General features: G+C 71.3%; 19 protein-coding genes. 4 read left to right on the top strand and 15 right to left on the bottom strand.

What is annotated here, in order from left to right:
• Nucleotides 1-61 precede the first annotated feature (61 nt).
• Entirely contained in the window at nucleotides 62-1,201 is a 1,140-nt protein-coding gene (locus FF041_RS19865) for an AI-2E family transporter (protein ID WP_153524078.1), read from the bottom strand.
• Between the two features lie 461 nt (nucleotides 1,202-1,662).
• On the bottom strand, nucleotides 1,663-1,857 hold the full coding sequence (locus FF041_RS19860; RefSeq protein ID WP_153524051.1) for a DUF3046 domain-containing protein: 195 nt from the start codon (nucleotides 1,855-1,857) through the stop codon (nucleotides 1,663-1,665).
• Nucleotides 1,858-1,935: 78 nt separating this feature from the next.
• On the opposite strand from FF041_RS19860, the gene FF041_RS19855 reads away from it, so the two are divergent.
• Nucleotides 1,936-2,877 carry a hypothetical protein gene (locus FF041_RS19855; RefSeq protein WP_153524050.1) on the top strand — a complete coding sequence of 314 codons (942 nt, stop codon included), beginning with the start codon at nucleotides 1,936-1,938 and terminating at the stop codon, nucleotides 2,875-2,877.
• Nucleotides 2,878-3,050: 173 nt separating this feature from the next.
• Here FF041_RS19855 and FF041_RS19850 read toward each other — a convergent pair whose 3' ends face one another.
• The 3 genes from FF041_RS19850 to FF041_RS19840 form a co-directional block, all read right to left on the bottom strand.
• Nucleotides 3,051-3,359 carry an AzlD domain-containing protein gene (locus FF041_RS19850; RefSeq protein WP_153483381.1) on the bottom strand — a complete coding sequence of 103 codons (309 nt, stop codon included), beginning with the start codon at nucleotides 3,357-3,359 and terminating at the stop codon, nucleotides 3,051-3,053.
• Nucleotides 3,356-4,072, bottom strand: coding sequence for an AzlC family ABC transporter permease (locus tag FF041_RS19845; RefSeq protein WP_153524077.1), 717 nt, complete (start codon nucleotides 4,070-4,072; stop codon nucleotides 3,356-3,358). Before FF041_RS19845 ends, FF041_RS19850 begins: the two co-directional genes overlap by 4 nt.
• A 151-nt stretch (nucleotides 4,073-4,223) precedes the next feature.
• The gene (locus FF041_RS19840) at nucleotides 4,224-5,102 is read right to left on the bottom strand and encodes an AraC family transcriptional regulator (RefSeq protein ID WP_323392213.1); all 879 of its coding nucleotides are present in this window, start codon (nucleotides 5,100-5,102) and stop codon (nucleotides 4,224-4,226) included.
• A gap of 369 nt (nucleotides 5,103-5,471) precedes the next feature.
• On the opposite strand from FF041_RS19840, the gene FF041_RS19835 reads away from it, so the two are divergent.
• The 3 genes from FF041_RS19835 (at nucleotide 5,472) to FF041_RS19825 (ending at nucleotide 11,982) form a co-directional block, all read left to right on the top strand.
• The gene (locus FF041_RS19835) at nucleotides 5,472-10,121 is read left to right on the top strand and encodes an ATP-dependent helicase (protein ID WP_153524048.1); all 4,650 of its coding nucleotides are present in this window, start codon (nucleotides 5,472-5,474) and stop codon (nucleotides 10,119-10,121) included.
• Between the two features lie 224 nt (nucleotides 10,122-10,345).
• Complete coding sequence (locus FF041_RS19830; RefSeq protein WP_153524047.1) at nucleotides 10,346-11,173, top strand: Fpg/Nei family DNA glycosylase; 828 nt, start codon at nucleotides 10,346-10,348, stop codon at nucleotides 11,171-11,173.
• Between the two features lie 32 nt (nucleotides 11,174-11,205).
• On the top strand, nucleotides 11,206-11,982 hold the full coding sequence (locus FF041_RS19825) for an SDR family NAD(P)-dependent oxidoreductase (protein ID WP_153524046.1): 777 nt from the start codon (nucleotides 11,206-11,208) through the stop codon (nucleotides 11,980-11,982).
• Here the strand turns inward: FF041_RS19825 and FF041_RS19820 are convergent.
• The 10 genes from FF041_RS19820 to FF041_RS19775 form a co-directional block, all read right to left on the bottom strand.
• Nucleotides 11,945-12,511, bottom strand: a complete 567-nt coding sequence (locus FF041_RS19820) for a hypothetical protein (protein ID WP_153524045.1) — start codon at nucleotides 12,509-12,511, stop codon at nucleotides 11,945-11,947. The two genes, FF041_RS19825 and FF041_RS19820, sit on opposite strands and share 38 nt — an antisense overlap.
• 372 nt (nucleotides 12,512-12,883) lie before the next feature.
• Nucleotides 12,884-13,354: a Dps family protein gene (locus FF041_RS19815; protein WP_153483374.1), complete on the bottom strand. Its 471-nt coding sequence runs from the start codon at nucleotides 13,352-13,354 to the stop codon at nucleotides 12,884-12,886.
• Nucleotides 13,355-13,794: 440 nt separating this feature from the next.
• On the bottom strand, nucleotides 13,795-14,178 hold the full coding sequence (locus FF041_RS19810) for a helix-turn-helix domain-containing protein (protein WP_153483373.1): 384 nt from the start codon (nucleotides 14,176-14,178) through the stop codon (nucleotides 13,795-13,797).
• 109 nt (nucleotides 14,179-14,287) lie between these two features.
• Nucleotides 14,288-14,791: a CinA family protein gene (locus tag FF041_RS19805; RefSeq protein ID WP_153524076.1), complete on the bottom strand. Its 504-nt coding sequence runs from the start codon at nucleotides 14,789-14,791 to the stop codon at nucleotides 14,288-14,290.
• A gap of 23 nt (nucleotides 14,792-14,814) precedes the next feature.
• Nucleotides 14,815-15,480 (bottom strand): CDP-diacylglycerol--glycerol-3-phosphate 3-phosphatidyltransferase, encoded by a 666-nt coding sequence (gene pgsA, locus FF041_RS19800; protein ID WP_153483372.1) that lies wholly within the window; start codon nucleotides 15,478-15,480, stop codon nucleotides 14,815-14,817.
• Entirely contained in the window at nucleotides 15,477-17,006 is a 1,530-nt protein-coding gene (rimO, locus tag FF041_RS19795) for a 30S ribosomal protein S12 methylthiotransferase RimO (RefSeq protein WP_228388415.1), read from the bottom strand. Before rimO ends, pgsA begins: the two co-directional genes overlap by 4 nt.
• Before the next feature lie 71 nt (nucleotides 17,007-17,077).
• Nucleotides 17,078-17,920, bottom strand: coding sequence for a helix-turn-helix domain-containing protein (locus FF041_RS19790; RefSeq protein ID WP_323392211.1), 843 nt, complete (start codon nucleotides 17,918-17,920; stop codon nucleotides 17,078-17,080).
• Nucleotides 17,921-18,132: 212 nt separating this feature from the next.
• Nucleotides 18,133-21,024, bottom strand: a complete 2,892-nt coding sequence (locus tag FF041_RS19785; RefSeq protein WP_153524044.1) for a DNA translocase FtsK — start codon at nucleotides 21,022-21,024, stop codon at nucleotides 18,133-18,135.
• Nucleotides 21,025-21,459: 435 nt separating this feature from the next.
• A complete protein-coding gene (locus FF041_RS19780; protein ID WP_153524043.1) occupies nucleotides 21,460-22,146 on the bottom strand; it encodes a response regulator in 687 nt (228 codons plus the stop codon).
• Nucleotides 22,147-22,472: 326 nt separating this feature from the next.
• On the bottom strand, nucleotides 22,473-26,035 hold a 3,563-nt coding region (locus FF041_RS19775; RefSeq protein WP_228388414.1), incomplete at its 5' end, for a HAMP domain-containing protein.

Here is a 26,035-nt window from a genome sequence, read left to right as displayed (position 1 = left end):
CCGGACCAGGCGGGGTCAGAGCAGCCGCGCACCCGGACCAGGCGGGATCGGAGTGGCCGTATCAGGCGGGATCGAGCGGCTGCCGGGCGTCGCGGTCCCTGGTGAGCGCGGTACGCATCCGGCGCAGCAGCAGGCCCCCACCGCGCCGCCGGTGGCCGTGCACCCGGGGATCGTCGGTCACGTCGTACCGCTTCACATACGCCCCCAGGAACGCCTGGAGCGTGGCGACGGCCGGAATCGCGATCAGCGCGCCGACCGCCCCCATCAGCGCCGTGCCGGCGATGACGGAGCCGAAGGCCACCGCGGGGTGGATGTCGACCGTCCTGGCGGTGAGCTTGGGCTGGAGCACATAGTTCTCGAACTGCTGGTAGACCACCACGAAGCCGAGCACCCACACCGCGTACCAGGGGTTCACGGTGAAGGCGATCAGCATGGGCAGCGCCCCCGCCAGATACGTGCCGATCGTCGGGATGAACTGGGAGACCAGACCGACCCAGACGGCGAGCGCCGGGGCATAGGGCACACCCAGGATCTCCAGCAGGATGTAGTGCGCGATACCGGAGATCAGCGCCATCAGACCGCGCGAGTAGAGGTAGCCGCCCGTCTTGTCGACGGCGATCTCCCAGGCGCGCAGCACCTCGGTCTGCTTGGCGGGCGGCAGCACGGAGCAGAGCGCGCGGCGCAGCCGGGGTCCGTCGGCCGCGAAGTAGAACGAGAAGAGGAATATCGTCAGCAGCCTGACGAGCCCGCCGAGGACCGTGGCCGAGACGTCCAGCACACCGCTCGCGCTGTCCTGGACGTACTTCTGCAGCCAGTCGGAGCGCAGCACGCTGTCCTGGACCTCCACCCGGGACAACCTGGTGTTGAAGGTCTGGTTGATCCAGCTGATCACCGAGTCGAGATATTTGGGGAAGTCCCCGACCATGGTCACGATCTGGTCGGCGAGCATCGAGCCGAGAAGCACGACGAAACCGACCGTCGCGATCAGCACTCCGAAGAAGACCAGGAAGGTGGCGAGTCCGCGGCGCATTCCGCGCGCCGCCATCCTGCCGACGGCGGGCTCGATCGCCAGGGCCAGGAAGAAGGCGATCAGGATGTTGATCAGCAGACCGATGAGCTGGTGGAAGGCCCAGTTGCCGAGCTGGAAACAGGCGTAGAGGGCCAGCGCGAGCATCATGGCGCGGGGCAGCCAGCGGGGCATCCGGGCGGGGGATCCGCCGGTCTGCCCGGACGGGGGCCGATCCGGCCCGATCGTGTCTTCGGCGGGGGCGTCCCGTGACGGCACGTCTTCGGCGGGGGCGTCCCGTGACGGCGCGTCTTCGGCAGGGGCACCACTGGTCGGCACGCCTTCGGCGGAGGTGTCCCTTGACGGCGCGTCGGCGGTCACGGTCCGCCGGGGTATGCCGTCGCCGGTCCGGTTCCGGTCGTCTTGGCCGGTTACCGGCCCGCCGGTTCCGCTCCGGTCCGCCTGGTTCTTGCTGCTCTGGTCGCTCTTGTCGTTCTTCGGGGCCACGGGGCCAGTGTCGCCTACGGCGTACAGGGCCGGGCAGCCGCCCTGGGGCGCTCCGGCCCGAGCCGGGCGTCAGCCGGCCGGCCCGTGCCTCGCGGCAGCGGCACGCCCTGGGGCGGACGGATGCGTTCCGGCGGAACGGGGTCGGCGTCTCAGTGTTTGTCGGAGGGTACGTCGACCGCCGTGCAGACCGCCCGCCATACCGCCTTGGCCTCCCACCCGGCGTCCAGCGCCTCATGCACCGTCCGTCCGCCGAGTTCGGCCATCACATGATCGCGTGCGAAGGATTCGGCGTACGACGGTCCGAAGTGGTCCGCCATCCGCTCCCAGAAATTCGTCAACCGCATGGCATCAGTATCCCGCCCCAGGGTTGCGGTACCGCACATTCCATATGCCGGAGGCACTTTCCCTCTACGGTCGGTGGCATGGCCGGAACCGGAGCAGCCCCCCCGCCCTCGCCCTCTCCCTCGTCACCACTCACCCGCGCCGAGCGGTTCGTCTGGCTCACCGCCCGAGTGCTCGAACAGCGGCGTTTCGCCTATCACTTTCTCGGCGGCGGCTCGGACGCCGTCGAGTCGGCGCTGTCCGCGTATCTCAACGCGGACGGCGGCTATGGCCACGCCCTCGAACCGGATCTGCGCGGTCCGGTCAGTCAACCGCTGCACGCGGGGCACGCACTGCGGGTGCTGGACTCCATCGGTCACTGCGGCGGGCTGCGGGTGGAACGGATGTGCCGTTTCTTCACCTCGGTCTCGACGCGGGAGGGCGCGCTGCCCGCGATTCTCCCCTCACAGCGCCGCTATCCGGCGGCTCCTTTCATCCCGATCATGGACAATCCGCCCGGTGATCTGCTGGCGACGGGGCCGGTGGTCGGTCTGCTCCACCGCAACCAGGTCTGGCATGCCTGGCTCTTCAGGGCCACGGACTTCTGCTGGGCCGCCGTGGAGGCGCTGGACCGGTCCCATCCGTATGAGGTCGAGGCGGCGGTCGCGTTTCTGGACGGGGTGCCCGACCGGGCACGGGCGGAGGCCGCGGCCGACCGGCTGGGGAGGCAGGTGCGCGAGCACCGGCTGGCGGTGCTCGATCCGGACCGGCTGGCGGCTTACCCGCTCGCCGACGGCTATGCGCCGGGCGAGTACCACTTTCCGTACGACTATGCGCGTACGCCGGATTCCCTGGCCCGCCGGTGGTTCACCGACGAGGAGATGAAGCTCTCGCTGGACCATCTGATGCGGGAGCAGGCGGAGGACGGCGGTTGGCCGGTGAACTGGCGGCAGTGGACTCCGGGGGTGGCCCTGGAGGCGCGGCCCATCGTGACGATCGAGGCGCTGCGGACGCTGCTCGCGTACGGGCGGTCGATCGGCTGACCGGCGTCGCCGGCCGGATTCGGGGCAGGGGGTGCTCAGGTCCGGCGCAGCGGGGTCCGGCGCAGGGGCCGGAGGCTCGGCGCGGCGCCACCGGGCGGCAGGGGACGGGGGCGGGGGCTACGGGGGGCGGGGGCCACGCGTGCCGATGCCGGCAGGGGCGGCCCCCGCCGGAGTCATCCGCCGAGCGCCCGCACGCCTGCCGTGACCGCGACGGCCGCACCGACCACGACCAGGAACGGGGCGCGCAGCACCAGCGCCAGGGCCGCCGCCAGCAGCCCCGCCCCCCGGGCGTCCAGCACGAGGGACTGGCCCGCGCTGAAGGTCTGCTGGGCGGTGAGCGCCGCCAGCAGGGCGACGGGCAGCAGCACCGCCAGCCGCTGGACGAGGGGGCGCTCCAGGGCTCCGGCCGGTACGAGGAGTCCGGCCAGCTTGACGAGATAGCAGCCGACGGCGGTGGCCGCGATGGCGATCCAGATGGTCAACGGTCCTCACCCTTCGTACGTTCCCGGTCACCGATCCGGCGACCCTTGAGCCAGAGCACGGCGGGCGCGGCGAGCGCCGCCACCAGCACCGGGACCCCGGCGGGCAGCACCGGCAGAAAGCCGAGTCCCAGGACGACCGCGAGCCCGGCGGTCACCCGTTCGGTCGTGGAGCGGAGCATGGGCGCGAGCAGCGCCAGGAAGACGGCGGGGCTGGCCGCGTTCAGTCCCCAGGCCCTGGTGTCCCCGATGGCCTCGGCGCCGGCCGCGCCCAGGAAGGTGGTCAGATTCCACAGCACGTACAGCGTCAGTCCGGTCACGGTGAAGCCGAGGCGTGCGGCCCTGCGGTTCGGCTGGGCCAGGGCGACCGCCGTGGTCTCGTCGATCACCCAGTGAGCGGCGAGCGGGCGCAGCGCGCGGGGCAGTGCGAGCAGCTGCGACAGCCGCAGGCCGTAGAACGCGTTGCGTACGCCGAGGAAGAAGGCCCCGGCCGCCGCGGTGAGCGGATTGCCTCCCGCCGCGATCGCGCCGACCAGCGCGAACTGTGAGGCGCCGGTGAAGACCAGCAGGCTGAGCGCGCAGATCTGGAGAACGCTGAGCCCGGATCCGGCGGCGGTCACCCCGAAGGCGAATCCGGAGAGGCCCACGGCCACGCCGACGCCGAGCGCGTCGCGCAGCACGGCCGAGTCCTGCCCCGCCGAGTCCTGCCCGGCCATGGATTCGCCCCGGGGCACGGCGGCCGGGCCGGCGGTGGATCCGGGGCCGTCCGGGGTCGGCGGCCCGTCGGATATTCGCGGGTGGGCCGGCGGGCGGCTCTCTGAGCGGGTTCTCTGTTCTGGCACCCGGTGGACGTTACGGGGAACTCCGTCAGCGGTCTTGTACGTTCTTGCGCGCGACGGGCCGCCCGGACGGCGCACGAGGGGCGCGCTCTCTGCGGTACGCGCCGGGCGGCACACCCACGATCCGGGTGAAATGCCGGTTCAGATGCGACTGGTCGGTGAATCCCACGGCCACGGCCGCCTCGGCGGCGGTGCTGCCGCTGTCCAGGAGGCGGCGGGCGCGGCGTACCCGGGCGTCGGTGAGCCAGGTGTGCGGGGGCATCCCATAGGCGGCCTTGAAGGCGCGCAGCAGCGCGAAGGGGCTGGTGCCCACTTCCCTGGCCAGCTCCTCCAGCGGCGGCGGACCGGTGAGGTGCTCCTCCAGGAGGGCCCTGGCCATGGCGGCCGTACGGGCTCCGGGGTCCTGTGGAGTGCGGGTGGGCAGCCGGCCGCCATGGCGCGCGAGGAGGCGGGCGAGGGCGACCCTGAGCAGGCTGTCGGCGGCGAGGGCGTTCCCCGCCTCGGCGGCCTGGTGTACGCCGCGGATCAGTTCGGCGGTCCGCGGGTCGTCGATGATCGTCTCGCGGAATCCGGGGGTGCCGCGCAGGGTGGTGACCTCGTGCGCCACCTCGGAGATCAGCTCGACGGAGGGGTAGAGAGCGGAGTAGGCCCAGCCCTCGGGGGCTCCGGCGCGGGCGGAGTGGGGCACCTCGGGATTGATCATGACGACACTGCCGGGCCGGGCGGTGATGCCGCCCTTGGGCAGGCTCACGGCCTGGGCGCCGCCGCTGACGGCGCCCAGGGTGAAGCCCTCGTGACTGTGGGGGCGGAAGGTGTGCCGGAGGTGGTGGCCCCGCAGCAGATCGAGGCCGGGCAGTCCCTCGTACTGCCAGTGCCTCGCCCATTCACGCGGTGCCGGCTCCGCCACACAGCCATTGTGCGGCAGTGCGGTGGCACCGCCCCGCGCGGGTGGGCGACGTGCGGGGGCGGGCGGGCCGGCCCGGGCGGGGGCACCGGGGGCCGGGACAGCCGCGGGCGGGACAGCCGGGGTGGGACGGGCCTCAGCCGCGTGGGATCGGCGCGGGTCGCTCGCACGGGAACAGCGGGTCGCTCGCATGGGAGCGCGGGTCGCCCGCACCACGCGCCGGGACGCAGTGAGTGGTGCGCGCGGCGGGGCCAGGGGCGGCGGGCCGGGGACGAGCCGCAGTCGGAAGAGCCGCCTCCGGAACTGGCGGAAGGCAGCCACGGATACAGCCGGGAGGACCGATTGTCAGTGGCGGGGTGCACGATGGGGAACATGGCAAGGACCGCGCTCGACTCCTTCTCTCCCGCGACCCGGAGCTGGTTCACGGGAGCCTTCGACGCGCCCACCGCCGCGCAGGAAGGCGCCTGGCGGGCGATCGGCGAGGACTCGGACGTCCTGGTGGTGGCCCCGACCGGGTCCGGGAAGACGCTCGCCGCGTTTCTCGCCGCGCTGGACAGGCTGGCCTCCGCTCCCCCGCCCGCGGACGCGAAGAAGCGCTGCCGGGTGCTCTATGTCTCCCCGCTGAAGGCTCTCGCCGTCGATGTGGAGCGCAATCTCCGCAGCCCGCTGACCGGCATCCGCCAGGAGGCGGTCCGGCTGGGGCTGCCCGAGCCGGAGGTGCGGGTCGGCATCCGCTCGGGGGACACCCCGGCCGCCGAGCGCAGATCGCTGGCGACCAGACCGCCGGACATTCTGATCACCACACCCGAATCCCTGTTCCTGATGCTCACCTCCTCGGCCCGGGAGGCGCTGTCGGGCGTCGAGACGGTGATTCTGGACGAGGTCCACGCGGTCGCCGGGACCAAGCGGGGCGCACATCTCGCCCTCTCGCTGGAGCGTCTGGACGAGCTCCTGCCCCGTCCGGCCCGGCGAATCGGCCTCTCGGCGACGGTGCGCCCGGTGGACGAGGTCGCCCGCTATCTCTCGCCACAGCGGAAGGCCGAGATCGTCCAGCCTCCGTCGGGCAAGGAATTCGATCTCTCGGTGGTGGTTCCGGTGGAGGACCTCGGGGAGCTGGGCGGCTCACCGGCCTCCGATGCCTCCCCGGGGCTCCCCGCCCCGGGCGGCGGGGACAGACCGTCGATCTGGCCCCATGTCGAGGAGAGGATCGCCGACCTGGTCCAGGCCCATCGCTCCACGATCGTCTTCGCCAACTCCCGCCGGCTGGCCGAGCGGCTGTGCAACCGTCTCAATGAGATCGCCTATGAGCGGGCGGCGGGCGCACCGCTGCCCGAGAAGGCCCCGCCCGCGGAGATCATGGCCCAGTCCGGGGCCGCCTGGGGCGCACCGCCCCTGCTCGCCCGCGCGCACCACGGCTCGGTCTCCAAGGAACAGCGCGCCCTGGTGGAGGAGGATCTGAAGGCGGGCAGGCTGCCCGCCGTGGTGGCGACGTCCAGTCTGGAGCTCGGCATCGACATGGGCGCGGTCGATCTGGTCGTCCAGGTCGAGTCGCCCCCGTCGGTCGCCTCCGGGCTCCAGCGGGTCGGCCGCGCCGGTCACCAGGTGGGCGCGGTCTCCACAGGGGTCGTCTTCCCCAAGTACCGGGGCGATCTGGTCCAGGCGGCGGTCGTCACCGAGCGGATGCGCCTCGGCTCCATCGAGGCGCTGCGCGTCCCCTCCAATCCACTGGACGTGCTGGCGCAGCAGCTGGTCGCCATGGTCGCCATGGACAGCTGGCAGGCCGATGACCTGCTGGCGCTGACGCGCCGCGCGGCCCCTTTCGCCGCGCTCCCGGAGTCGGCCTTCACCTCCGTTCTGGACATGCTCGCCGGCCGCTACCCCTCGGACGCCTTCGCCGATCTGCGCCCGCGAGTGGTGTTGGACCGCGTCGCGGGTACGGTCACGGGCCGGCCGGGCGCCCAGCGTCTCGCCGTCACCTCGGGCGGCACCATCCCGGACCGTGGGCTGTTCGGCGTCTTCCTCGCGGGCGCCGACCCCAAGAAGGGCGGCGGCCGGGTCGGGGAGCTGGACGAGGAGATGGTGTACGAGTCCAGGGTGGGCGATGTCTTCACCCTGGGCACCACCTCCTGGCGGATCGAGGACATCACCCGCGACCGGGTGCTGGTCTCTCCCGCGCCCGGAGTGCCGGGCAGACTGCCGTTCTGGAAGGGCGACCAGCTCGGCCGGCCGCTGGAGCTGGGGCGTGCGGTGGGCGCGTTTCTGCGGGAGGTCGGCGGGCTGTCCGAGGAGGACGCCCGGCTGCGGCTGCTGGCGGCGGGTCTGGACGCCTGGGCGGCGGACAATGTTCTGGCGTATCTCGATGAGCAGCGCCGTGCCTGCGGCCATGTTCCGGACGACCGCACGATTCTCGTGGAGAGGTTCCGGGACGAGCTGGGCGACTGGCGGGTGGTGATCCACTCCCCGTTCGGCGCTCAGGTGCACGCTCCGTGGGCGCTGGCGCTGGGTGCCCGCCTCGCCGAGCGGTACGGCATCGACGCGCAGGTGATGCACGCCGACGACGGCATTGTGCTGCGGTTGCCGGACGCCGACCTGATGGGCCTGGATCTGCTGGACCAGGATCCGGCTCCGGTCCAGCCGGACACAGCGGCGTACGACAGCGAGCAGGCGCCGGTCGGGGCGGCGGACGCCGTCTTCGACAAGGGCGAGATCGGCGGGATCGTCACCGATCAGGTGGGCGGGTCGGCGCTCTTCGCGTCCCGGTTCCGCGAGTGTGCCGCCCGGGCGCTGCTGCTGCCCCGCCGCAGCCCCGGCAAGCGCACCCCGCTCTGGCAGCAGCGCCAGCGCGCGGCCCAACTGCTCCAGGTGGCGAGCGAGTTCGGATCGTTCCCCATCGTCCTGGAAGCGGTGCGCGAATGTCTCCAGGACGTCTTCGACGTTCCGGGGCTCACCGAGCTGATGGGCGACATCGAATCCCGCCGGGTCCGTATGGTCGAGGTGACCACACCGGAGCCCTCGCCCTTCGCGCGCTCGCTGCTCTTCGGCTATGTCGCCCAGTTCCTGTACGAGGGCGACTCACCGCTCGCCGAGCGCCGGGCCGCCGCGCTCTCCCTGGATTCCAGGCTGCTGGCCGAGCTGCTCGGCCAGGCCGAGCTCCGCGAGCTGCTCGACCCGGATGTGCTCACCGAGCTGGAGCGGGAGTTGCAGTGGCGCACCGAGGACAGAAGGGTCAAGGACGGTGAGGGCGTCGCCGATCTGCTGCGGGTCCTGGGGCCGCTGACCGACGCCGAGCTGGCCGAGCGTGGAGCCGACCCCGGTTGGGCGGCTGAACTGGCCGCGTCCCGGCGGGCGATCCGGGTCCGGATCGCGGGCGGTGACCACTGGGCGGCGATCGAGGACGCGGGACGCCTGCGGGACGCGCTGGGCACCGCGCTGCCGGTGGGTGTGCCGGAGGCGTTCACCGAGCCGGTCAAGGATCCGCTGGGCGATCTGCTCGCCCGGTTCGCGCGTACCCACGGCCCGTTCACCTCCACCCGGGCGGCGGCCCGCTTCGGACTGGGGGCGGCCGTCACCGACGGGGCGCTCCAGCGTCTGGCGGCGGGCGGGCGAGTGGTCCAGGGCGAGTTCCACCCTTCGGGCATCGGCCAGGAGTGGTGCGACGCGACCGTGCTCCGCCGGTTGCGGAGGCGTTCGCTGGCGGCGCTGCGTCAGGAGCTGGAGCCGGCGCCTCCAGCCGCGCTGGCCGCCTTCCTCCCCCAGTGGCAGCATCTGGGCCACAGCGGTCTGCGCGGGATCGACGGCCTGGCCAGGGCCGTCGAGCAGCTCCAGGGGGCTGCCGTGCCCGCTTCCGCGCTGGAGAAGCTGATCCTGCCGTCCCGCGTCCGCGACTACGGCCCGGCGCTGCTGGACGAGCTGACCACGACCGGCGAGGTGGTGTGGGCCGGGGCGGGGGCCCTGCCCGGTAAGGACGGCTGGATCTCCCTCTATCTCGCGGACGCCGCTCCGCTGCTGCTGCCACGTCCGCACCCGCTGGAGCCGACCGCGCTCCAGGAGTCGGTCCTCACCGCGCTGGCCCCCGGGTACGGGCTGTTCTTCCGCCAGATCGCCGACCATGTCCGGGCCACCACCCACCCGGACGCGACCGATCCACAGCTGGCCGACGCCATCTGGGAGCTGGCCTGGTCCGGCCGGCTCACCACTGACACGCTCGCGCCGCTGCGCTCCCTGCTCGGTTCGGGACGTACCGCGGGGTCCACGGCCCACCGGGCCAGACGGACCGTGCCCCGGGGCAGATTCGGCGGCCTGGCAGCGGCGGCGCGGACCGCTTCCCGCAGCGGTCCGCCGACCGTGAGCGGCCGCTGGTCCCTGCTGCCGCCGGCTGAACCCGAACCGACCCATCGGGCGCACGCCCTGGCGCGCACCCTGCTGGACCGCCATGGCGTGGTGACGCGGGGCGCCGTGGCGGCCGAGGGGGTGGAGGGCGGTTTCTCGGCCGTGTACCGGGTGCTGTCGGCCTTCGAGGACAGCGGTCAGGCACGCCGCGGCTATGTGGTGGAGGGGCTGGGCGCCGCCCAGTTCGCGATGGACGGCGCGGTGGACCGCCTCCGCGCGGCGGCCACCGCGCGGGAGCGCGCCGACGGAGACACCGCACCCCATGCTGTGGTGCTGGCCGCGGCGGACCCGGCCAACGCATACGGCGCGGCCCTCAGCTGGCCCGAGACGCCGGACGGCGCGGGCCATAAGCCGGGCCGGAAAGCGGGTTCCCTGGTGGTGCTGGTCGACGGGGAGCTGACGCTGTACATGGAGCGTGGCGGGAAGACGCTGCTGGCCTGGGTGACGGATCCGGACGCCCCGGCGCTCCACGCGGCGGCGGAGGCTCTGACGGGAGCGGCCCGCGCGGGCTCCCTCGGCACGGTCACCGTGGAGCGGGCGAACGGCGTCCCGGCGCTGACCTCTCCCCTGGCCCGCCCGCTGGAGGCGGCGGGCTTCCATGCCACCCCGAGGGGCCTGCGCATACGCCCCTGAACCCCGGACGCCCTGGAGGGCCGGGGCCAGAGCCAAGCCCCGGCCCGGGCCCCCAGCCCCTTCCCTGGCACCGCACCCCTCCCGGCCCCAGCCCCTCCCGGGAGCGGCCCGCCTCCCGAAGGCCCTCCGGCCCGGAGCCCCGCACCGGCCCCGCCGGAACCAACCCGCTGCCCCGGGCTCCACCCCTGGCCCGTCCCGCATCCCGCATCCCGCATCATGGACCCATGCCCGAAGGAGACACCGTCTGGCAGACAGCGAGGCGACTGCACACCGCCCTCGCCGGGCAGTCGCTGACCCGGTTCGATCTCCGAGTGCCCCGGTTCGCCACCGCCGATCTCACCGGCCGGACCGTTCTGGACGTCACCCCGCGCGGGAAACATCTGCTCACCCGTATCGAGGGCGGGTTCACCCTCCACTCCCATCTGCGGATGGATGGCGCGTGGCGCGTGTTCAGGGCCGGGGAGCGCTGGCGCGGAGGGCCCGCCCATCAGATCCGTGCCGTCCTCGGCAATAGCGCGTACACGGCGGTCGGCTACCGCCTCCCCGTGCTGGAGCTGCTGCGCACCGCCGACGAGGAGAAGGCGGTCGGCCGTCTCGGGCCGGATCTGCTGGGCCCGGACTGGGACGCCGGGGTCGCGGCGGCCCATCTGCTCGCCGATCCCTCCCGCCCGCTCGGCGACGCCCTGCTCGACCAGCGCAATCTCGCGGGGATCGGCAATGTCTACAGATCCGAGCTGGCGTTTCTCGCCCGGGTGACGCCCTGGCTGCCGGTGGGCGAGCTGCCCGAAGGCGTGCTGGAGCGGATCACCGTCACCGCCCACAGACTTCTGGAGGCGAACAAGAACACCTTCGACCGCCGTACCACCGCCCCCGGTGCCCCGGCGCGGGCCCGGCTGTATGTCTATGGGCGTGAGAACCACCCCTGCCTCCGCTGCGGCGCTCCTGTGCGCAAGGCCGGGCAGAGCGACGGCGGAGCGAGCGGGGGCGAAGGCGAGCGCATCACCTACTGGTGCCCCGGCTGCCAGTCCGGCCCAGCCCCCGAGCATACTTGACGCTCCGTCAGATCCAGTCGTACGGTCCCGCCATGCCCCTCACGGCGTACGACCTCAGCGGCAGGACGGCGTTGGTCACCGGCGCGGCGAGCGGTATCGGGCGGGCCTCCGCCGCGCTGCTGGCCGAGGCGGGAGCCGTGGTCCACTGCGCCGACTCCGACGCGGCGGGACTTGAGGAGACCAGGGCCCTGATCACCGCCGCCGGCGGCTCAGCGTGCACCCACCCCCTCGACGTCACCGACCGCACCCGGCTCAGGGCCGCGGTGGACGACGTCATCAGCACGGCGGGACGGCTCGACATAGTCGCCGCCATCGCCGGCATCATGCACAGCGGCATGGTTCTGGAGACCGAGGACGAGGACATGGACCGCGTTCTCGCGGTCAACTTCAAGGGCGTGCTGTACGCCTGCCAGGAATCGGCCCGTGCCATGATCAGGACCGGCGCCCCCGGATCGATCATCACTATGTCATCGGGGGCGGTGGACGCCGCGCGGCCGGGGCTGCTCTGCTACAGCGTCGCCAAGGCGGCCGTCGTCCAGCTGACCCGCACCCTCGCGACCGAGCTAGGCCCGTACGCCATCCGGGTGAACGCCATCGCCCCCGGCTGGATCCGCACCCCGATGACCGAGCGCCATGACGCCGCGCTCCAGCACCGGACCGAGGAGGCCATGGCCCGGATCTCTCCGCTGCGCCGTGTCGGCGAGCCCGGAGACGTGGCGCACACGGTTCTCCATCTGGCTTCGGACGCGTCCGCGTTCACCACGGGCCAGGTCATCCGCCCGAACGGCGGCGTGGCGATGCCCTGGTGATCCCGGCCGCGACCGCGACCGTCAGCCCCCGCAGAGCACTGCTCACCGAGTCCCGCAGAGCGCCGGCCGCCGAGCCCCGGAGACCGCTCACCGAGTCCCGGGCACCACACACCGGACCCGCCGGACCCATGGCGGCTCCGGAGCCTCCGGCGTCTTTCATCGCACCCCCGACGCCGCCCACCGCAGCCGCGATGTCCCCCATCACACCCCTGAACTCGGCGACCGCCCTCCCCACGACCGCGCCACCGCCTCCGGGCCGCACCGGCCCGGGGCCCGCGCCCGCGCTCCCGGCTCCACCGCTGTCCCCACCACTGTCTCCACCGCCGCTCCGGGCACGCCTTCGATGGGCCGTGGCATGGACCGGCAACAGGCTCAGTCCCCAGCCGCTCGCCGCCACCGCCCCCTCGACCAGACCGGCCCGCTCCGGCGCCAGCACCAGCCGCAGCAGGGCCCACCACCACAGCCCGCCCGCCACCAGCGCGGACAGAACCACGGCCAGGAGTCCGAGGGCGACCCCGCGACGTGCCATGGCTGCCTCCCTCCGATCCACGCTAGACCGGCGCGATCATCCACGGGGAGGGCGCACCGGAGGCAGCCCCGGCGCACACACCGCCGCACGGTCCTGTCGGACCGGGCCCGGACCGTCTCGGGGGCCGTCGGCCGCCCATCCTGAAGGCTTCCCGTACCCCGGGCGGACCATCCGTACAGCCTCCAGCGGGCCTCCAGCGATCAAAACCGAGGCCCACCGGCACCGCAACTCGATGGGGAAGCTCCAAAGCTCCCATCGCCCGGCCCCGCCCCGGGCCCCAGACCCCAGGCCGGACCCCAGACCCCAGGCCGGACCCCAGACCCCAGGCCGGACCCCGGACCCCCGGACCCCGGCGGACGGCCGACAGCCGGCTCAGCCGCTCTCCGCCTGGAACATCCAGGCGTGCTTTTCAAGATCGCCCGTCAGTCCGATCAGAATGTCCTGGCTCACCGGGTCAGGGTCGCCGGTGACCCCGATCCGCTCCCGCATCCGCACGATCACCGCGCCCAGGGCCCGTACAAGCACCTGTACGGCGTCCCCGTCCTTGATCCAGCCCTCCGGCACCGGTGCGATCGCGCTCTGCGCCGCCACGGTCGCGGCTCGTCCGTCCGGGGTGACCCCGATGGCGGAGCACCGCTCGGCCACCGTGTCCGAGTGCAGCCGGGCCGTGTCCACCACCTCGTCTAGCTGAAGGTGGACGGACCGGAAACGGGGGCCCACCACATTCCAGTGGACCTGCTTGGCGACGAGTCCGAGATCCACCAGATCCACGAGCGCGCCCCGAAGTGCCTCCCCGACCGCCTTGAGGTCGGCCTCTGACAACGGGCTCTTCACGACAGACATGCGTGTCCTCCACTCGGTTGTCGGTGATTTCCACCATGACATAGGCCCCTGAACCAGACATTCGGACGGACCTCACTCCCCCCGAACCGGATTCTCAGCCTCCGCCTACCCCGCACTTCCCCGAGTACCCACCCGTCCTCGGACCGCCGGCACCCCAGAGCCGGTGCCCCGCCCCGCCCCGACAACGCAGAAGTCCCGGCCCGCCGCCCCATCGGGACAGCGGCCGGGACTCGGCTCGCACCACTTCGTTCCAGCGCCACACGGTGCCACACAGCGCTACACAGTGCCGCGCAGCGCCGCACAACACCGCTCCGCTGTACGACGGACGCCGTACGGATCGTTTCCGCACGGCATCCCACACCACAGAGCGTCATACGGCTCAACACCGCACCGCCCGTTGTCGTACGACGCCACGGCCTGCGGCCCGGCGTCCCTACGACCTATGCGGCGACGACGTCGACAGCCTCCGCCGGCGCCTTGATCGTCACCCGCTCCGTCGGCACACCCGCCACCGATGTCACGGAGACGGAATTCAGCATCGTACGAACTGGCACGGGCACCGGCTCACTGGCCGCCGCCGACGCGGCCAGTTCGGCCAGCGACAGTTCGTCGCTCACTTCACGCATGAGCTCGGACATCCGTACGTCAAGCGCGTCGCAGATCGCGGAGAGCAGCTCGGAGGAAGCCTCCTTCTGCCCCCGCTCCACCTCGGAGAGATAGCCGAGCGAAACTCGGGCGGACGAGGAGACTTCGCGCAGAGTACGGCCCTGGCGCTGGCGCTGCCGACGCAGCACGTCACCAAGCAGGCGACGGAGCAGAATCATCGGTGGCTCCCTCCTCGGACCGCGTAGCCGCATCCTTCACGCCCCACCGTACCGCCTTGCGCGGCGGCCGTGCGGGGAGCGATGTCGTGTTCACTCAGGGCTGCAAACATCAATTCCCCCCGTTCTGTTCCGTATCCTTCGCCCGCACGCTCCCCAGGAGTTCATCCAGGAGCAGCCCGAGCACGCTCCGTACACTCTCTCTACGGATTTCCGCCCGGGTACCGTTCAACCGCAATACGGCGACTTTCCCCGTGCCCTTCAGTCCGGCTACAGCGATATGGACCGTTCCGACCGGCCGGCCGTCCTGCGGCTCGGGCCCCGCCACCCCCGTGGTGGCAATGCCCCAGTCGGCGCCCAGCGCCGTGCGCACACCGGCCGCCATCTGCCGCGCGACTTCGGAATCGACCGCTCCGCGCTCCGCCAGGAGGGCTTCGCCGACGCCCAGCACCGTGTGCTGCACCTCGGTCGCGTACGCGGTCACCGAACCGCGGAAGGCGGTCGAAGCCCCCGGCACGGCCGTCAGTTCCGCGGCCACGAGACCACCCGTGAGGGACTCCGCGACGGCCACCGTCTGACCACGCTCCGCGAGCACCCCGAGAATCCGGGCGGCCAGAGCCGCCTCGGTTCCCCCGCCAGTCACCTCGGCTCGCCCGCCGTGCCGCGCTCCTTGGCGAGTCCACGCCGTCGCAGGACGATCGCCTGACGTACGTAATCGAGGCCGGAGACCACCGTCAGCACCACGGCGAGGGCCATCACCCAGAAGCGGAGGGTGGCCAGCGGACCGGTCAGCGCCAGTACGTACATGCCGACCGCCGTGCCCTGGGTGAGCGTCTTCAGCTTGCCGCCGCGACTGGCCGGAATCACGCCGTGACGGATCACCCAGAACCGCATCACCGTGATCCCCAGCTCCCGGAAGAGGATGACCGCCGTCACCCACCACGGGAGATCCCCCAGCGCCGACAGACAGATCAGCCCGGCGGCCATGATCGCCTTGTCCGCGATCGGGTCGGCGATCTTCCCGAAGTCGGTGACCAGGTTGTAGGTACGGGCCAGATGACCGTCGAAGATATCGGTGATCATCGCGACGGCGAAGGCCGCCCACGCCCAGGCACGCCAGGCCGGGTCGTACCCGCCGTCCTGGAGCATCAGCACCACGAAGGCGGGCACCAGGACCAGCCGCACCATGGTGAGGATGTTGGCGATGTTCCACAGGCTGGCCTGATTGACGGCCGCAGCGCCCAGCTTGCCGCCGGGGGCGGGCCTACCGGTGCCGCCCCCCGCGGATGCCGGCACTCCGGTCATCTGCCCGCCTCCTCACCAGCGACCTGGCGGCCGTCCTGGGCGTCCTCGGCGTCCTCGCCGTGCCGGGCCCCGTACTCGCTCACATACTCCGCCACCAGGTCGACGCCTTCCGCGGCGACCGCCTTCGCCACGACCATACGGCCGGGGACCAGCCCGTCGCGCGTGGTGAAGACGATCTGCCCATCCGTCTCGGGCGCCTGGTGCGCGGCCCGTCCCACAGCGCCGTCCTCGCCGTCCACGGACTCGACCAGCACCTCAAGCGTCTCCCCGAGCCGCTCCTCGGCGCGCTGCGCGGTCAGCTCCTCGGCGAGACGCGACAGATGCGCCAGCCGCTCGGAGATGACGTCGTCGTCGAGTTTGTGGTCGTAACCGGCCGCTTCCGTACCGTCCTCGTCGGAGTATCCGAACACTCCGATGGCGTCGAGACGGGCGCGCGTCAGGAAGCCTTCCAGCTCTTCGAAGTCGGCCTGGCTCTCACCGGGGAATCCGACGATGAAGTTGGAGCGCACACCCGCCTGCGGGGCCTTGCCGCGAATGGTCTCCAGCAGTTCCAGGAACCGCTCGGTGTCCCCGAAGCGCCGCATCGAGCGCAGCACACCGGGCGCGGAGTGCTGGAAGGAGAGATCGAAGTACGGCGCGATCTTGGGCGTGGAGGTCAGCACATCGATCAGTCCGGGCCGCATCTCGGCGGGCTGGAGGTAGCTGACCCGGACCCGCTCGATGCCGTCGACCTCCGCCAGCTCCGGCAGCAGGGTCTCCAGCAGGCGGATGTCGCCGAGGTCCTTGCCGTAGGACGTGTTGTTCTCGGAGACCAGCATGACCTCCTTGACGCCCTGCTCGGCCAGCCAGCGGGTCTCACCGAGGACATCGCTGGGCCGCCGGGAGATGAAGGAGCCGCGGAAGGACGGGATGGCGCAGAAGGAGCAGCGCCGGTCGCAGCCGGAGGCGAGCTTCACGGAGGCCACCGGGCTGCTGCCGAGGCGGCGGCGGAGCGGCGCGCGCGGCCCGGAGACCGGAGCGACGCCCTCCGGGAGGTCGGGGAGCTCGACCAGGGGCTCCCCGTGGCCCGGCAGCGCCACATCGGTCGCCGCCTGGCGCTCGACGGGGCTCAGCGGCAGCAGTTTGCGCCGGTCACGGGGGGTGTGCGAGGCATGGACCCCACCGCTGAGGATGGTCTGGAGCCGGTCGGAGATATCGGCGTAGTCGTCGAAGCCGAGGACGCCGTCCGCTTCGGGCAGGGCGTCGGCGAGCTCCTTGCCGTAGCGCTCGGCCATACAGCCGACCGCGACCACGGCCTGGGTTCTGCCGTGATCCTTCAGATCATTGGCTTCGAGGAGCGCGTCGACTGAGTCCTTCTTGGCGGCCTCGACGAAACCGCAGGTGTTGACGACGGCGACATCCGCGTCTGAGGCTTCCTCGACAAGCTCCCAGCCGTCCGCTGCCAAGCGGCCTGCGAGCTCCTCCGAGTCCACCTCGTTACGGGCGCAGCCAAGAGTGACAAGGGCGACGGTACGGCGTTCGGGCATGGGCTCAAGACTACTTTGTCCTGACCCACGCCCCTGCCGCGAGGGCTCCCCCGCAGGCCACGCCTGATATGTCAGCCGGCCTCGGGGTCGCCCTTGGTGTACGAGAGGCGTTCGACCTGGCCGGTCCGGAATTCGTCCTCGACCTTCTTGCCGTTGACGTAGAGCTCGATCGCTCCGGCGTTTCCGAGGATGAGATCGATGCGTTCGTCGTCGGAGAAGGTCTTGGACTGGCCCTTGGCGAGGGTGCCGTCGAAGAGCAGCTTGCCGTTGTGGGACTTGGCCGAGATCCAGCTCTTGGCGTCGATCACGGAGAGCTTCACCGTGACCTTGTCCTTGGGCGCGGCGGCGATGGCGCCGTCGGTGGGGTCGGGCTTGGGGTCGACGGGCTTGGCGCTGGGTGTCTTCGAGGGCTTCGCGGGAGCCCGCCCCTCGGCGGCCTGCGACGTTCGGTTCCGGTCGGAGTCGTCGCCGCTGAAGAGAGTGAAGCCGACGAAGCCGATCACGGCGACGATCGCAGCGACCATGGCGGCGGTCCAGTTGGGGCGGCGCGGCTCGGGCCTGATGCGTTCGGCCTCGAAGAGGGGAGCGGCGGGGGTGGGCACGGGACGGCCGCCGCGCTCGGAGTCGTACTGCGCGACCAGGGGCGCCGGGTCGAGCCGGACCGCCTGCGCGATCATGCGGACGTGCCCGCGCGCGTATACATCGCCGCCGCTGCGGGTGAAGTCGTCCTCCTCGATCGCGTGGATGATCGGGATGCGCACCCGGGTGCCGGCACTGACCTCGTCGACGGTCAGACCGGCGGCGATCCGGGCCTGCTGGAGGGCGCGGCCGATGGAGGGCCGGCTCTCATCGATGGAGGGCCGGTTCTCATCGGTGGAAGGCCGGTCGTCTTCGGGAGAGTTGCCGATGGACACGGGGGCGCCTTTCGAGCGTGTAACCACCTGCTGGAGGTTCAGTGTATGGCTGGTACGAAAGGGTGGGGCAACCGGACGGCCGGTGTTTGTACGCCATCGGAATGGCCTGCGGCCTTCCCGGCGACGGACGGTCCGCTGTTCCGTCCCTCCCTCCAACTTGACGTACGAGCGGGGGAAACGGTTGCCCGCCGAACCCCGCCCGAGCCGAACCCTTACGGGTGAGGCTCCCCCCGGATCACGGCGAGCACTCCATCCAGTTCGTCCGGTTTCACCAGGACGTCCCGGGCCTTGGAGCCCTCGCTGGGGCCGACGACATTGCGTGACTCCATCAGGTCCATCAGCCGCCCGGCCTTGGCGAAGCCGACGCGCAGCTTCCGCTGGAGCATGGAGGTGGACCCGAACTGGGTCGATACCACGAGTTCGGCGGCCTGGCAGAGCAGATCGAGATCGTCGCCGATCTCCTCGTCGATCTCCTTCTTCTGCTGGGAGCCGACGACCACGTCCTCCCGGAAGACGGGCGTCATCTGCTCCTTGCAGTGCCGGACGACGACGGCGACCTCGTCCTCGGTGACGAACGCTCCCTGCATACGGGTCGGCTTGTTCGCGCCCATCGGCAGGAAGAGGCCGTCGCCCTTGCCGATCAGCTTCTCCGCGCCCGGCTGGTCGAGGATGACCCGGCTGTCGGCGAGCGAGGAGGTGGCGAAGGCGAGCCGGGAGGGCACATTCGCCTTGATGAGACCGGTGACCACATCGACGGACGGCCGCTGTGTCGCCAGCACCAGATGGATGCCGGCCGCGCGCGCCAGCTGGGTGATCCGGACGATGGCGTCCTCGACATCGCGCGGGGCCACCATCATCAGATCCGCCAGCTCGTCCACGATGACCAGCAGATACGGGTAGGGCTGAAGCTCCCGTCCGCTGCCCTCGGGCGGCTTGACCTTGCCGGCGCGCACGGCCCGGTTGAAGTCGTCGATATGCCGGTAGCCGAAGGCGGCGAGGTCGTCATAGCGCAGATCCATCTCGCGCACCACCCACTGGAGCGCCTCGGCGGCCCGCTTGGGGTTGGTGATGATCGGCGTGATCAGATGCGGAATGCCCTCGTAGGCGGTCAGCTCAACCCTCTTGGGGTCGACCAGCACCATCCGTACGTCCTCCGGGGTCGCCCTTATCATCACCGACGTGATCAGGCAGTTGATGCAGGACGACTTGCCGGAACCGGTGGCTCCGGCGACCAGGATGTGCGGCATCTTGGCGAGGTTGGCCATCACATAGCCGCCCTCCACGTCCTTGCCGAGCGCGACCAGCATCGGATGGTCGTCCTCCGCCGCGTCCGCGAGCCTCAGCACATCGCCGAGGTTGACCATCTCGCGGTCGGTGTTGGGGATCTCGATGCCGACCGCGGACTTCCCGGGGATCGGGGAGATGATCCGTACGTCGGGACTGGCGACGGCGTACGCGATGTTCTTGGTCAGCGCCGTGATCCGCTCGACCTTCACCGCCGGGCCGAGCTCCACCTCGTAACGGGTGACCGTGGGTCCCCGGGTGAAGCCGGTGACGGCGGCGTCGACCTTGAACTCCATGAACACATTGGTGAGCGAGGCGACGATCGCGTCATTGGCGGCGCTGCGCGTCTTCCCCGGACCGCCGCGCTCCAGCAGATCGAGCGAGGGCAGCGCGTAGGTGATGTCGCCGGAGAGCCGCAGCTGCTCCGCGCGCGCGGGCAGCGGCTGGGAGTGCTCGGGCACGGGCTTCGTCAGATCCGGTACGGGGCTCCCGGCCGCGGGCTCGACCCGATCCGGTGCGGACCTTCCGGCCGCGGGCTCGGCCCGGTCGGGTACGGCGCCGCCGGACGCGGTCCCGGCCCGATCAGATGCGGAGCCGCCGGACGCGGCCTTCGCTCCCCGCGCGCTCGGCAGCGGGGAGCGGGCCCGCTCCCGGTCGGCCGTGAGGTCCTTGGTCAGATCGGCGATCAGCGGCGAGGGCGGCAGACCGTTGTAGACGGCCCCGTCGAGCGCCGCCGCCGCTGCCGCGGCCACGTCCACGGCGTCCATCGGGCGGTCCTCGGGGAGCCCGGCGCCCCGGCGTGGCTTGCGGCGGCGGGAGAGCGCCTGCGCCTCGGCCTCTTCGGCGTCGTAGACCTCCGGCGCCTCACTCCGGCGGGCCGGGGGACGGCGGGTGCGGACGGGCTCCGTGTCGCGCCACTGGTCGTCATAGCGCCGGTCGTCGTCGAAGAGGTCGTCGTCCGCCTCCGGCTCGTACGCGGGCTCGATCAGATGCAGCCGGACGCCGAGCTGGCGCAGTCTGCGGGGAATGGCGTTGACGGGGGTCGCGGTGACGACGAGCAGCCCGAAGAAGGTGAGCAGCGCCAGCAGCGGCACCGCCAGGACCGTGCCCATCATGAAGGCCAGCGGCGCGGACGCGCCCCAGCCGATCAGCCCGCCCGCGTCCTGGATCGCGGCGGTGTCGGTGCGCTCGGGGGCGCCGCAGGCGATGTGGACCTGTCCGAGCAGCCCGATGACGAGGGCGGAGAGGCCGATCACGATCCGCCCGTTGGCCTCGGGCTTCTCGGGATGGCGGATCAGCCGTACGGCGATCGCGCCCAGCAGTATCGGCACCAGGAGGTCGAGTCTGCCGAACGCCGTGGTCACCAGCATCTCGACGAGATCGCCGACCGGGCCGCGCAGATTGGACCAGGTGCCGGCGGCGATGATCAGGGCGAGGCCGAGGAGCAGCAGGGCGAGGCCGTCTTTGCGGTGGGCGGGGTCGAGCCCTTTCGCGCCCCGCCCTATGCCGCGGAAGAGCGCGCCCACGGTACGGGCGACCGCGAGCCAGAGGGCGCGGGCCAGCCGGTAGACGCCGCCGGTGGGCGAGGGGGCCGGTCGTGGCGCGGGTTTCGCGGCCGTGCTCTTCTTCGGCGCGGTCTTGTTCGCGGGCGCTTTCCTGGCCGGGGCCTTCTTGGCGGGCACGGCCTTCTTGGCGGCGGGCCCCTTGGCGGGTTTCTTCGCGGGGGCCGCCTTCTTCGCGGCGGCGGCGCCGCCGCTCGTACGGCCTGGGCGCTGTTTCGCGGTGCCCTGGGAACCATTGCCGGACGTACGAGAGGCCATGGTGGTGAGGTTACCGGTGCCGACGGCGGCGGACACGTGTGCCCACGGCTTCACCCGTCCGTGTCGCCCTGAGGGGGCGGCGAAGTGACATGGCCTCAGGCGGCCGGGGCCGGTGGTGCCGCCCACGCGAGCGGGCAGTCCGAAGAAGACACGGCGGGCGCGGCAGACCCGGCGGGCGCGGCGGGCGAGGGCGCGGGGTACGACCGAAGAGGGCGCGGTACGGCCGGGAAGAGCGCGGGGACGGCGGCTCCATGCCCGGCCCCGCCGCTCCCCGCCTTGCGGCGCACGCTCCTCAGCGGACCCGATTCCGCGCGGAGCTCCGGCCCCTCCGGGGGCCGGTTTCCCGGGGGCCGGTTCCCCGGAGCCGGTGAAAGGCCGCCGAGGAAGCTCAGCCCTTCAGCCGCCGGGAAAGCTCAGCCCCCACCGGCACGGCGGTCAGGTCTGCGACGGCAGTACGGGGCTGTTCCCCGCATCGGGCTCCAGCGCGTCCAGCGCCCGCCGCAGCTCCGTCAGTTTGCGTTCGAGATGGGCGGCGGTGGAGACGGCTGCCCCGTCCGCCGATTCGTCGCCCAACTGCTTGGACAGCGCCTCCGCCTGCTCCTCGACCGCCGCGAGCCGTGCGGAGAGCTCGGCGAGCAGCCCAGCCGACGCACGGCTGTCGCCGCCGCCGGGCTGCGCTCCCGCGCCGCCTTCGAGCTGAAGCCTGAGCAGCGCGGCCTGTTCCCGCAGTTTGCAGTTCTTCATGTACAGCTCGACGAACACCGAGACCTTCGCCCGCAGCACCCACGGGTCGAACGGCTTGGAGATGTAGTCGACCGCGCCGGCCGCATACCCCCGGAAGGTGTGATGCGGGCCATGGTTGATCGCGGTGAGAAAGATGATCGGAATGTCCCGGGTCCGCTCCCGGCGCTTGATGTGCGCGGCGGTCTCGAAGCCGTCCATGCCCGGCATCTGAACGTCCAGCAGAATGACCGCGAAGTCGTCCGTCAGCAGCGCCTTGAGCGCTTCCTCCCCTGACGATGCCCGCACCAGTGTCTGATCGAGCGCGGAGAGAATGGCCTCCAGCGCCAGCAGATTCTCCGGCCGGTCATCGACCAGGAGGATCTTGGCCTTCTGCACCATGCCCCGTCCTCCTCGCCCCGGCCTGGGGTCTCCCCGGCTCCATGAGCCGGGTGACGCGTCCCGCGCCACCCCAGGGGACGACTCCCTTGCGTCGCCCAATGTTGTGCCGGTCATGGTAGCCGCACCCCGCCCATCGCCACACCCTGTCACCATGATGTCACTGTGCACATAGCAGAAACGTAACGGAAGACCAGAAGGTTCCCCGTACGACGCGGTCCCACACGCTCGTGGACACGGTCAGTCAGCAGGGCGGCGGCGGAAGGCCGGAGTGACGAAAGTCTCCGACGCACCGCCGCCGCACCCGTCTCACCGCCGCCGCGCCCCTCTCACCGCCCGCCGCGCTCGCGCATCCACTGCTCCATCACGGACAGCAGATGGTCGGGGTCCACCGGCTTCGTCACATAGTCCGAGGCCCCCGACTCGATGGCCTTCTCCCGGTCGCCCTTCATCGCCTTCGCGGTGAGCGCGACGATCGGCAGCCCGGCGAACTGCGGCATCCGGCGGATCGCCGTCGTCGTCGCGTAGCCGTCCATCTCCGGCATCATGATGTCCATCAGAACGACCGTCACATCGTCGTGCTGCTCCAGCACTTCGATGCCCTCCCGCCCGTTCTCCGCGTACAGCACCGTCAGCCCGTGCTGCTCCAGCACGGAGGTGAGCGCGAAGACGTTGCGGATGTCGTCGTCGACGATCAGCACCTTCTCGTTGTCGAACTCGAACACCCGCCGCGGCTCCGCCGGCTCGGCCGCGGCCGGCGCGTCCGCCGACTGCCCCTGAGCCGCCGAGGACGGGGCGGCCGTCCCGGAAGCGGGCAGCGCGGCCCGTTCCTCCGTGGCGCCGATGGCCTTGCGCCGCCGCCGGAACAGCGTCGCGGAACCCGAGTACGCCTCCGTCCGCAGCGCCCGCTCCAACTGCACGGCGCTCTCCTGCGCGCTCTGCGCCTCCCCGCCCGGCCCCTGGCCGTTCACCGGCAACTGACTGGGGTGCAGCGGCAGATAGAGCGTGAACGTCGAGCCCCGGCCCGGCTCGCTCGCCGCGTGGATCTCTCCGCCGAGCAGCCGCGCGATCTCCCGGCTGATCGACAGCCCGAGGCCCGTACCGCCGTACTTGCGGCTCGTGGTGCCGTCCGCCTGCTTGAACGCCTCGAAGATCACCCGCATCTTGCTCGCCGCGATCCCGATCCCGGTGTCCGTGACCGAGAAGGCGATCAGATCCGCGTCCGGCTCCCGCAGCGAGCCCACCTCCAGCAACTGCTCCCGGATCGACGGCGGCACATCGGAGCCCGCCGGACGGATCACCAGCTCCACCGCTCCGGAATCGGTGAACTTCACCGCGTTCGAGAGCAGATTGCGCAGCACCTGCAACAGCCGCTGCTCATCGGTGTGCAGCGTCCCGGGCAGCTCGGGAGAGACCCGTACGGAGAAATCGAGGCCCTTCTCCGCGGTCAGCGGCCGGAAGGTCGCCTCCACATAGTCGACCAGCTGCACCAGCGCGATACGGGTGGGGCTGACGTCCATCTTGCCCGCCTCGACCTTCGACAGATCGAGAATGTCGTTGATCAGCTGGAGCAGATCGGAGCCGGCGCCGTGGATCGTCTCGGCGAACTCCACCTGCTTCGGCGAGAGATTGCCCTCCGCGTTGTCGGCCAGCAGCTTGGCGAGGATCAGCAGCGAGTTGAGCGGGGTGCGCAGCTCGTGCGACATGTTCGCGAGGAACTCGCTCTTGTACCGCATCGACACCGCGAGTTGCTCGGCGCGCTCCTCCAGCACCTGCCGGGCCTCTTCGATCTCGGTGTTCTTGACCTCGATGTCACGGTTCTGCTGGGCCAGCAGCTCGGCCTTCTCCTCCAGTTCGGCATTGGACGACTGAAGCGCCTTCTGCCGGTTCTCCAGCTCCGCGGAACGCTCCCGCAGCTGCTCGGTCAGCTCCTGCGACTGCCGCAGCAGCACCTCGGTCTTGGTGTTCACGCTGATCGTGTTGACGCTGGTCGCGATCATCTCGGCGATCTGGTTGAGGAAGTCCCGCTGGATCTGCGTGAACGGCTGGAACGACGCCAGCTCGATCACTCCGAGCACCTTCCCCTCGAAGAGCACCGGCAGCACGATCACATGCGCCGGAGACGCCTCCCCGAGCCCCGAGGAGATCTTCAGATACCCCGGCGGCACATTGACCTGGATGGTCCGCTTCTCCTCGGCCGCCGTCCCGATCAGCGTCTCGCCCGGCCGGAACGAGGTCGGCATCAGCCCCGCCGAGTAGCCGTAACTGGCCCGCATGACCAGCTCGTACGAGCCGTCCCCACCGCTGCCGACGAGATCCTGGCCACCGGTCCGCATCGCCATGAAGAACGCGCCGTGCTGCGCGGAGACGACGGGGGTGAGCTCGCTCATGATCAGCGAGGCCACATCGTCCAGATCCCGCCGCCCCTGCATCAGACCGGAGATACGGGCCAGATTGCCCTTCAGCCAGTCCTGCTCCTCATTGGCGAGGGTGGTGTCGCGGAGATTGGCGATCATCGTGTTGATGTTGTCCTGGAGGACCTGGATCTCACCGGCCGCGTCCACGCCGTCGATCTTCAGATTGAGATCGCCCCGGGTCACGGCGGTCGCCACGGCGGCGATCGCCCGCACCTGCCGGGTGAGGTTCCCGGCCATCTCGTTCACGGACTCGGTCAGATCGCGCCAGGTGCCGTCCACATCGCGGACCCGCGCCTGACCGCCCAGCTGCCCGTCCGTGCCCACTTCCCGGGCCACCCGGGTGACCTCCCCGGCGAACGACGACAGCTGGTCGACCATGGTGTTGATGGTGGTCTTCAGCTCCAGGATCTCGCCCCGGGCATCGATATCGATCTTCCTGGTGAGATCGCCCTTGGCGATGGCGGTCGTGACGGTGGCGATCTGCCGCACCTGGCCGGTCAGATTGGACGCCATCGAGTTCACCGACTCGGTGAGGTCCTTCCAGGTCCCGGAGACGCCGGGCACCCGGGCCTGGCCGCCCAGCCGGCCGTCCGTGCCCACCTCCCGCGCGACCCGCGTCACCTCGTCCGCGAAGGACGACAGCGTGGTCACCATCGTGTTCACGGTGTCGGCCAGCTCGGCGACCTCACCGCGCGCTTCGACGGTCACCTTCTTCGTCAGATCGCCGCCCGCGACCGCCGCCGAGACCCGGGCGATGTTACGCACCTGGCTGGTGAGGTTGTTGGCCATCAGATTGACGTTGTCGCTGAGGTCCTTCCAGATGCCGGTGACGCCCCGCACCCGGGCCTGACCGCCCAGCACGCCCTCCGTGCCCACCTCGCGCGCGACCCGGGTCACCTCGTCGGCGAAGTCCGACAGCTGGTCGACCATGGTGTTCACGGTCGTCACCAGTTCGAGGATCTCGCCCTTGGCGTCGACCGTGATCTTCTTGGAGAGGTCGCCCTTGGCGACCGCCGTGGTCACCTCGGCGATATTGCGCACCTGCGAGGTCAGATTGTTCGCCATCGAATTGACGGACTGGGTGAGGTCCTTCCAGGTGCCGGAGACGCCCTGCACCTCCGCCTGACCGCCGAGGATGCCCTCGGTGCCCACCTCGCGCGCGACCCTGGTGACCTGCTCCGCGAAATTGGAGAGCTGGTCCACCATGGTATTGAGCGTGTTCTTCAGCTCCAGGATCTCGCCCCGGGCGTCCACGTCGATCTTCTGCGAGAGATCGCCCCGCGCGACCGCCGTCGTCACCTGAGCGATCTGGCGGACCTGCGACGTCAGATTCCCCGCCATGAAGTTGACCGAGTCGGTCAGCTCCTTCCAGGTGCCGCTGACCCCGTCGACCCGCGCCTGACCGCCGAGCCGGCCCTCCGTGCCCACGTCCCGGGCCATCCGCGTGACCTGGTCGGCGAAGGAGGACAGCTGCG

The sequence above is a fragment of the Streptomyces jumonjinensis genome, from assembly GCF_009600885.1.
GTDB classification, from domain to species: domain Bacteria; phylum Actinomycetota; class Actinomycetes; order Streptomycetales; family Streptomycetaceae; genus Streptomyces; species Streptomyces jumonjinensis.
Note: the sequence above shows the minus strand (reverse complement) of the source record. Positions and strands in the feature narration are given on the sequence as shown.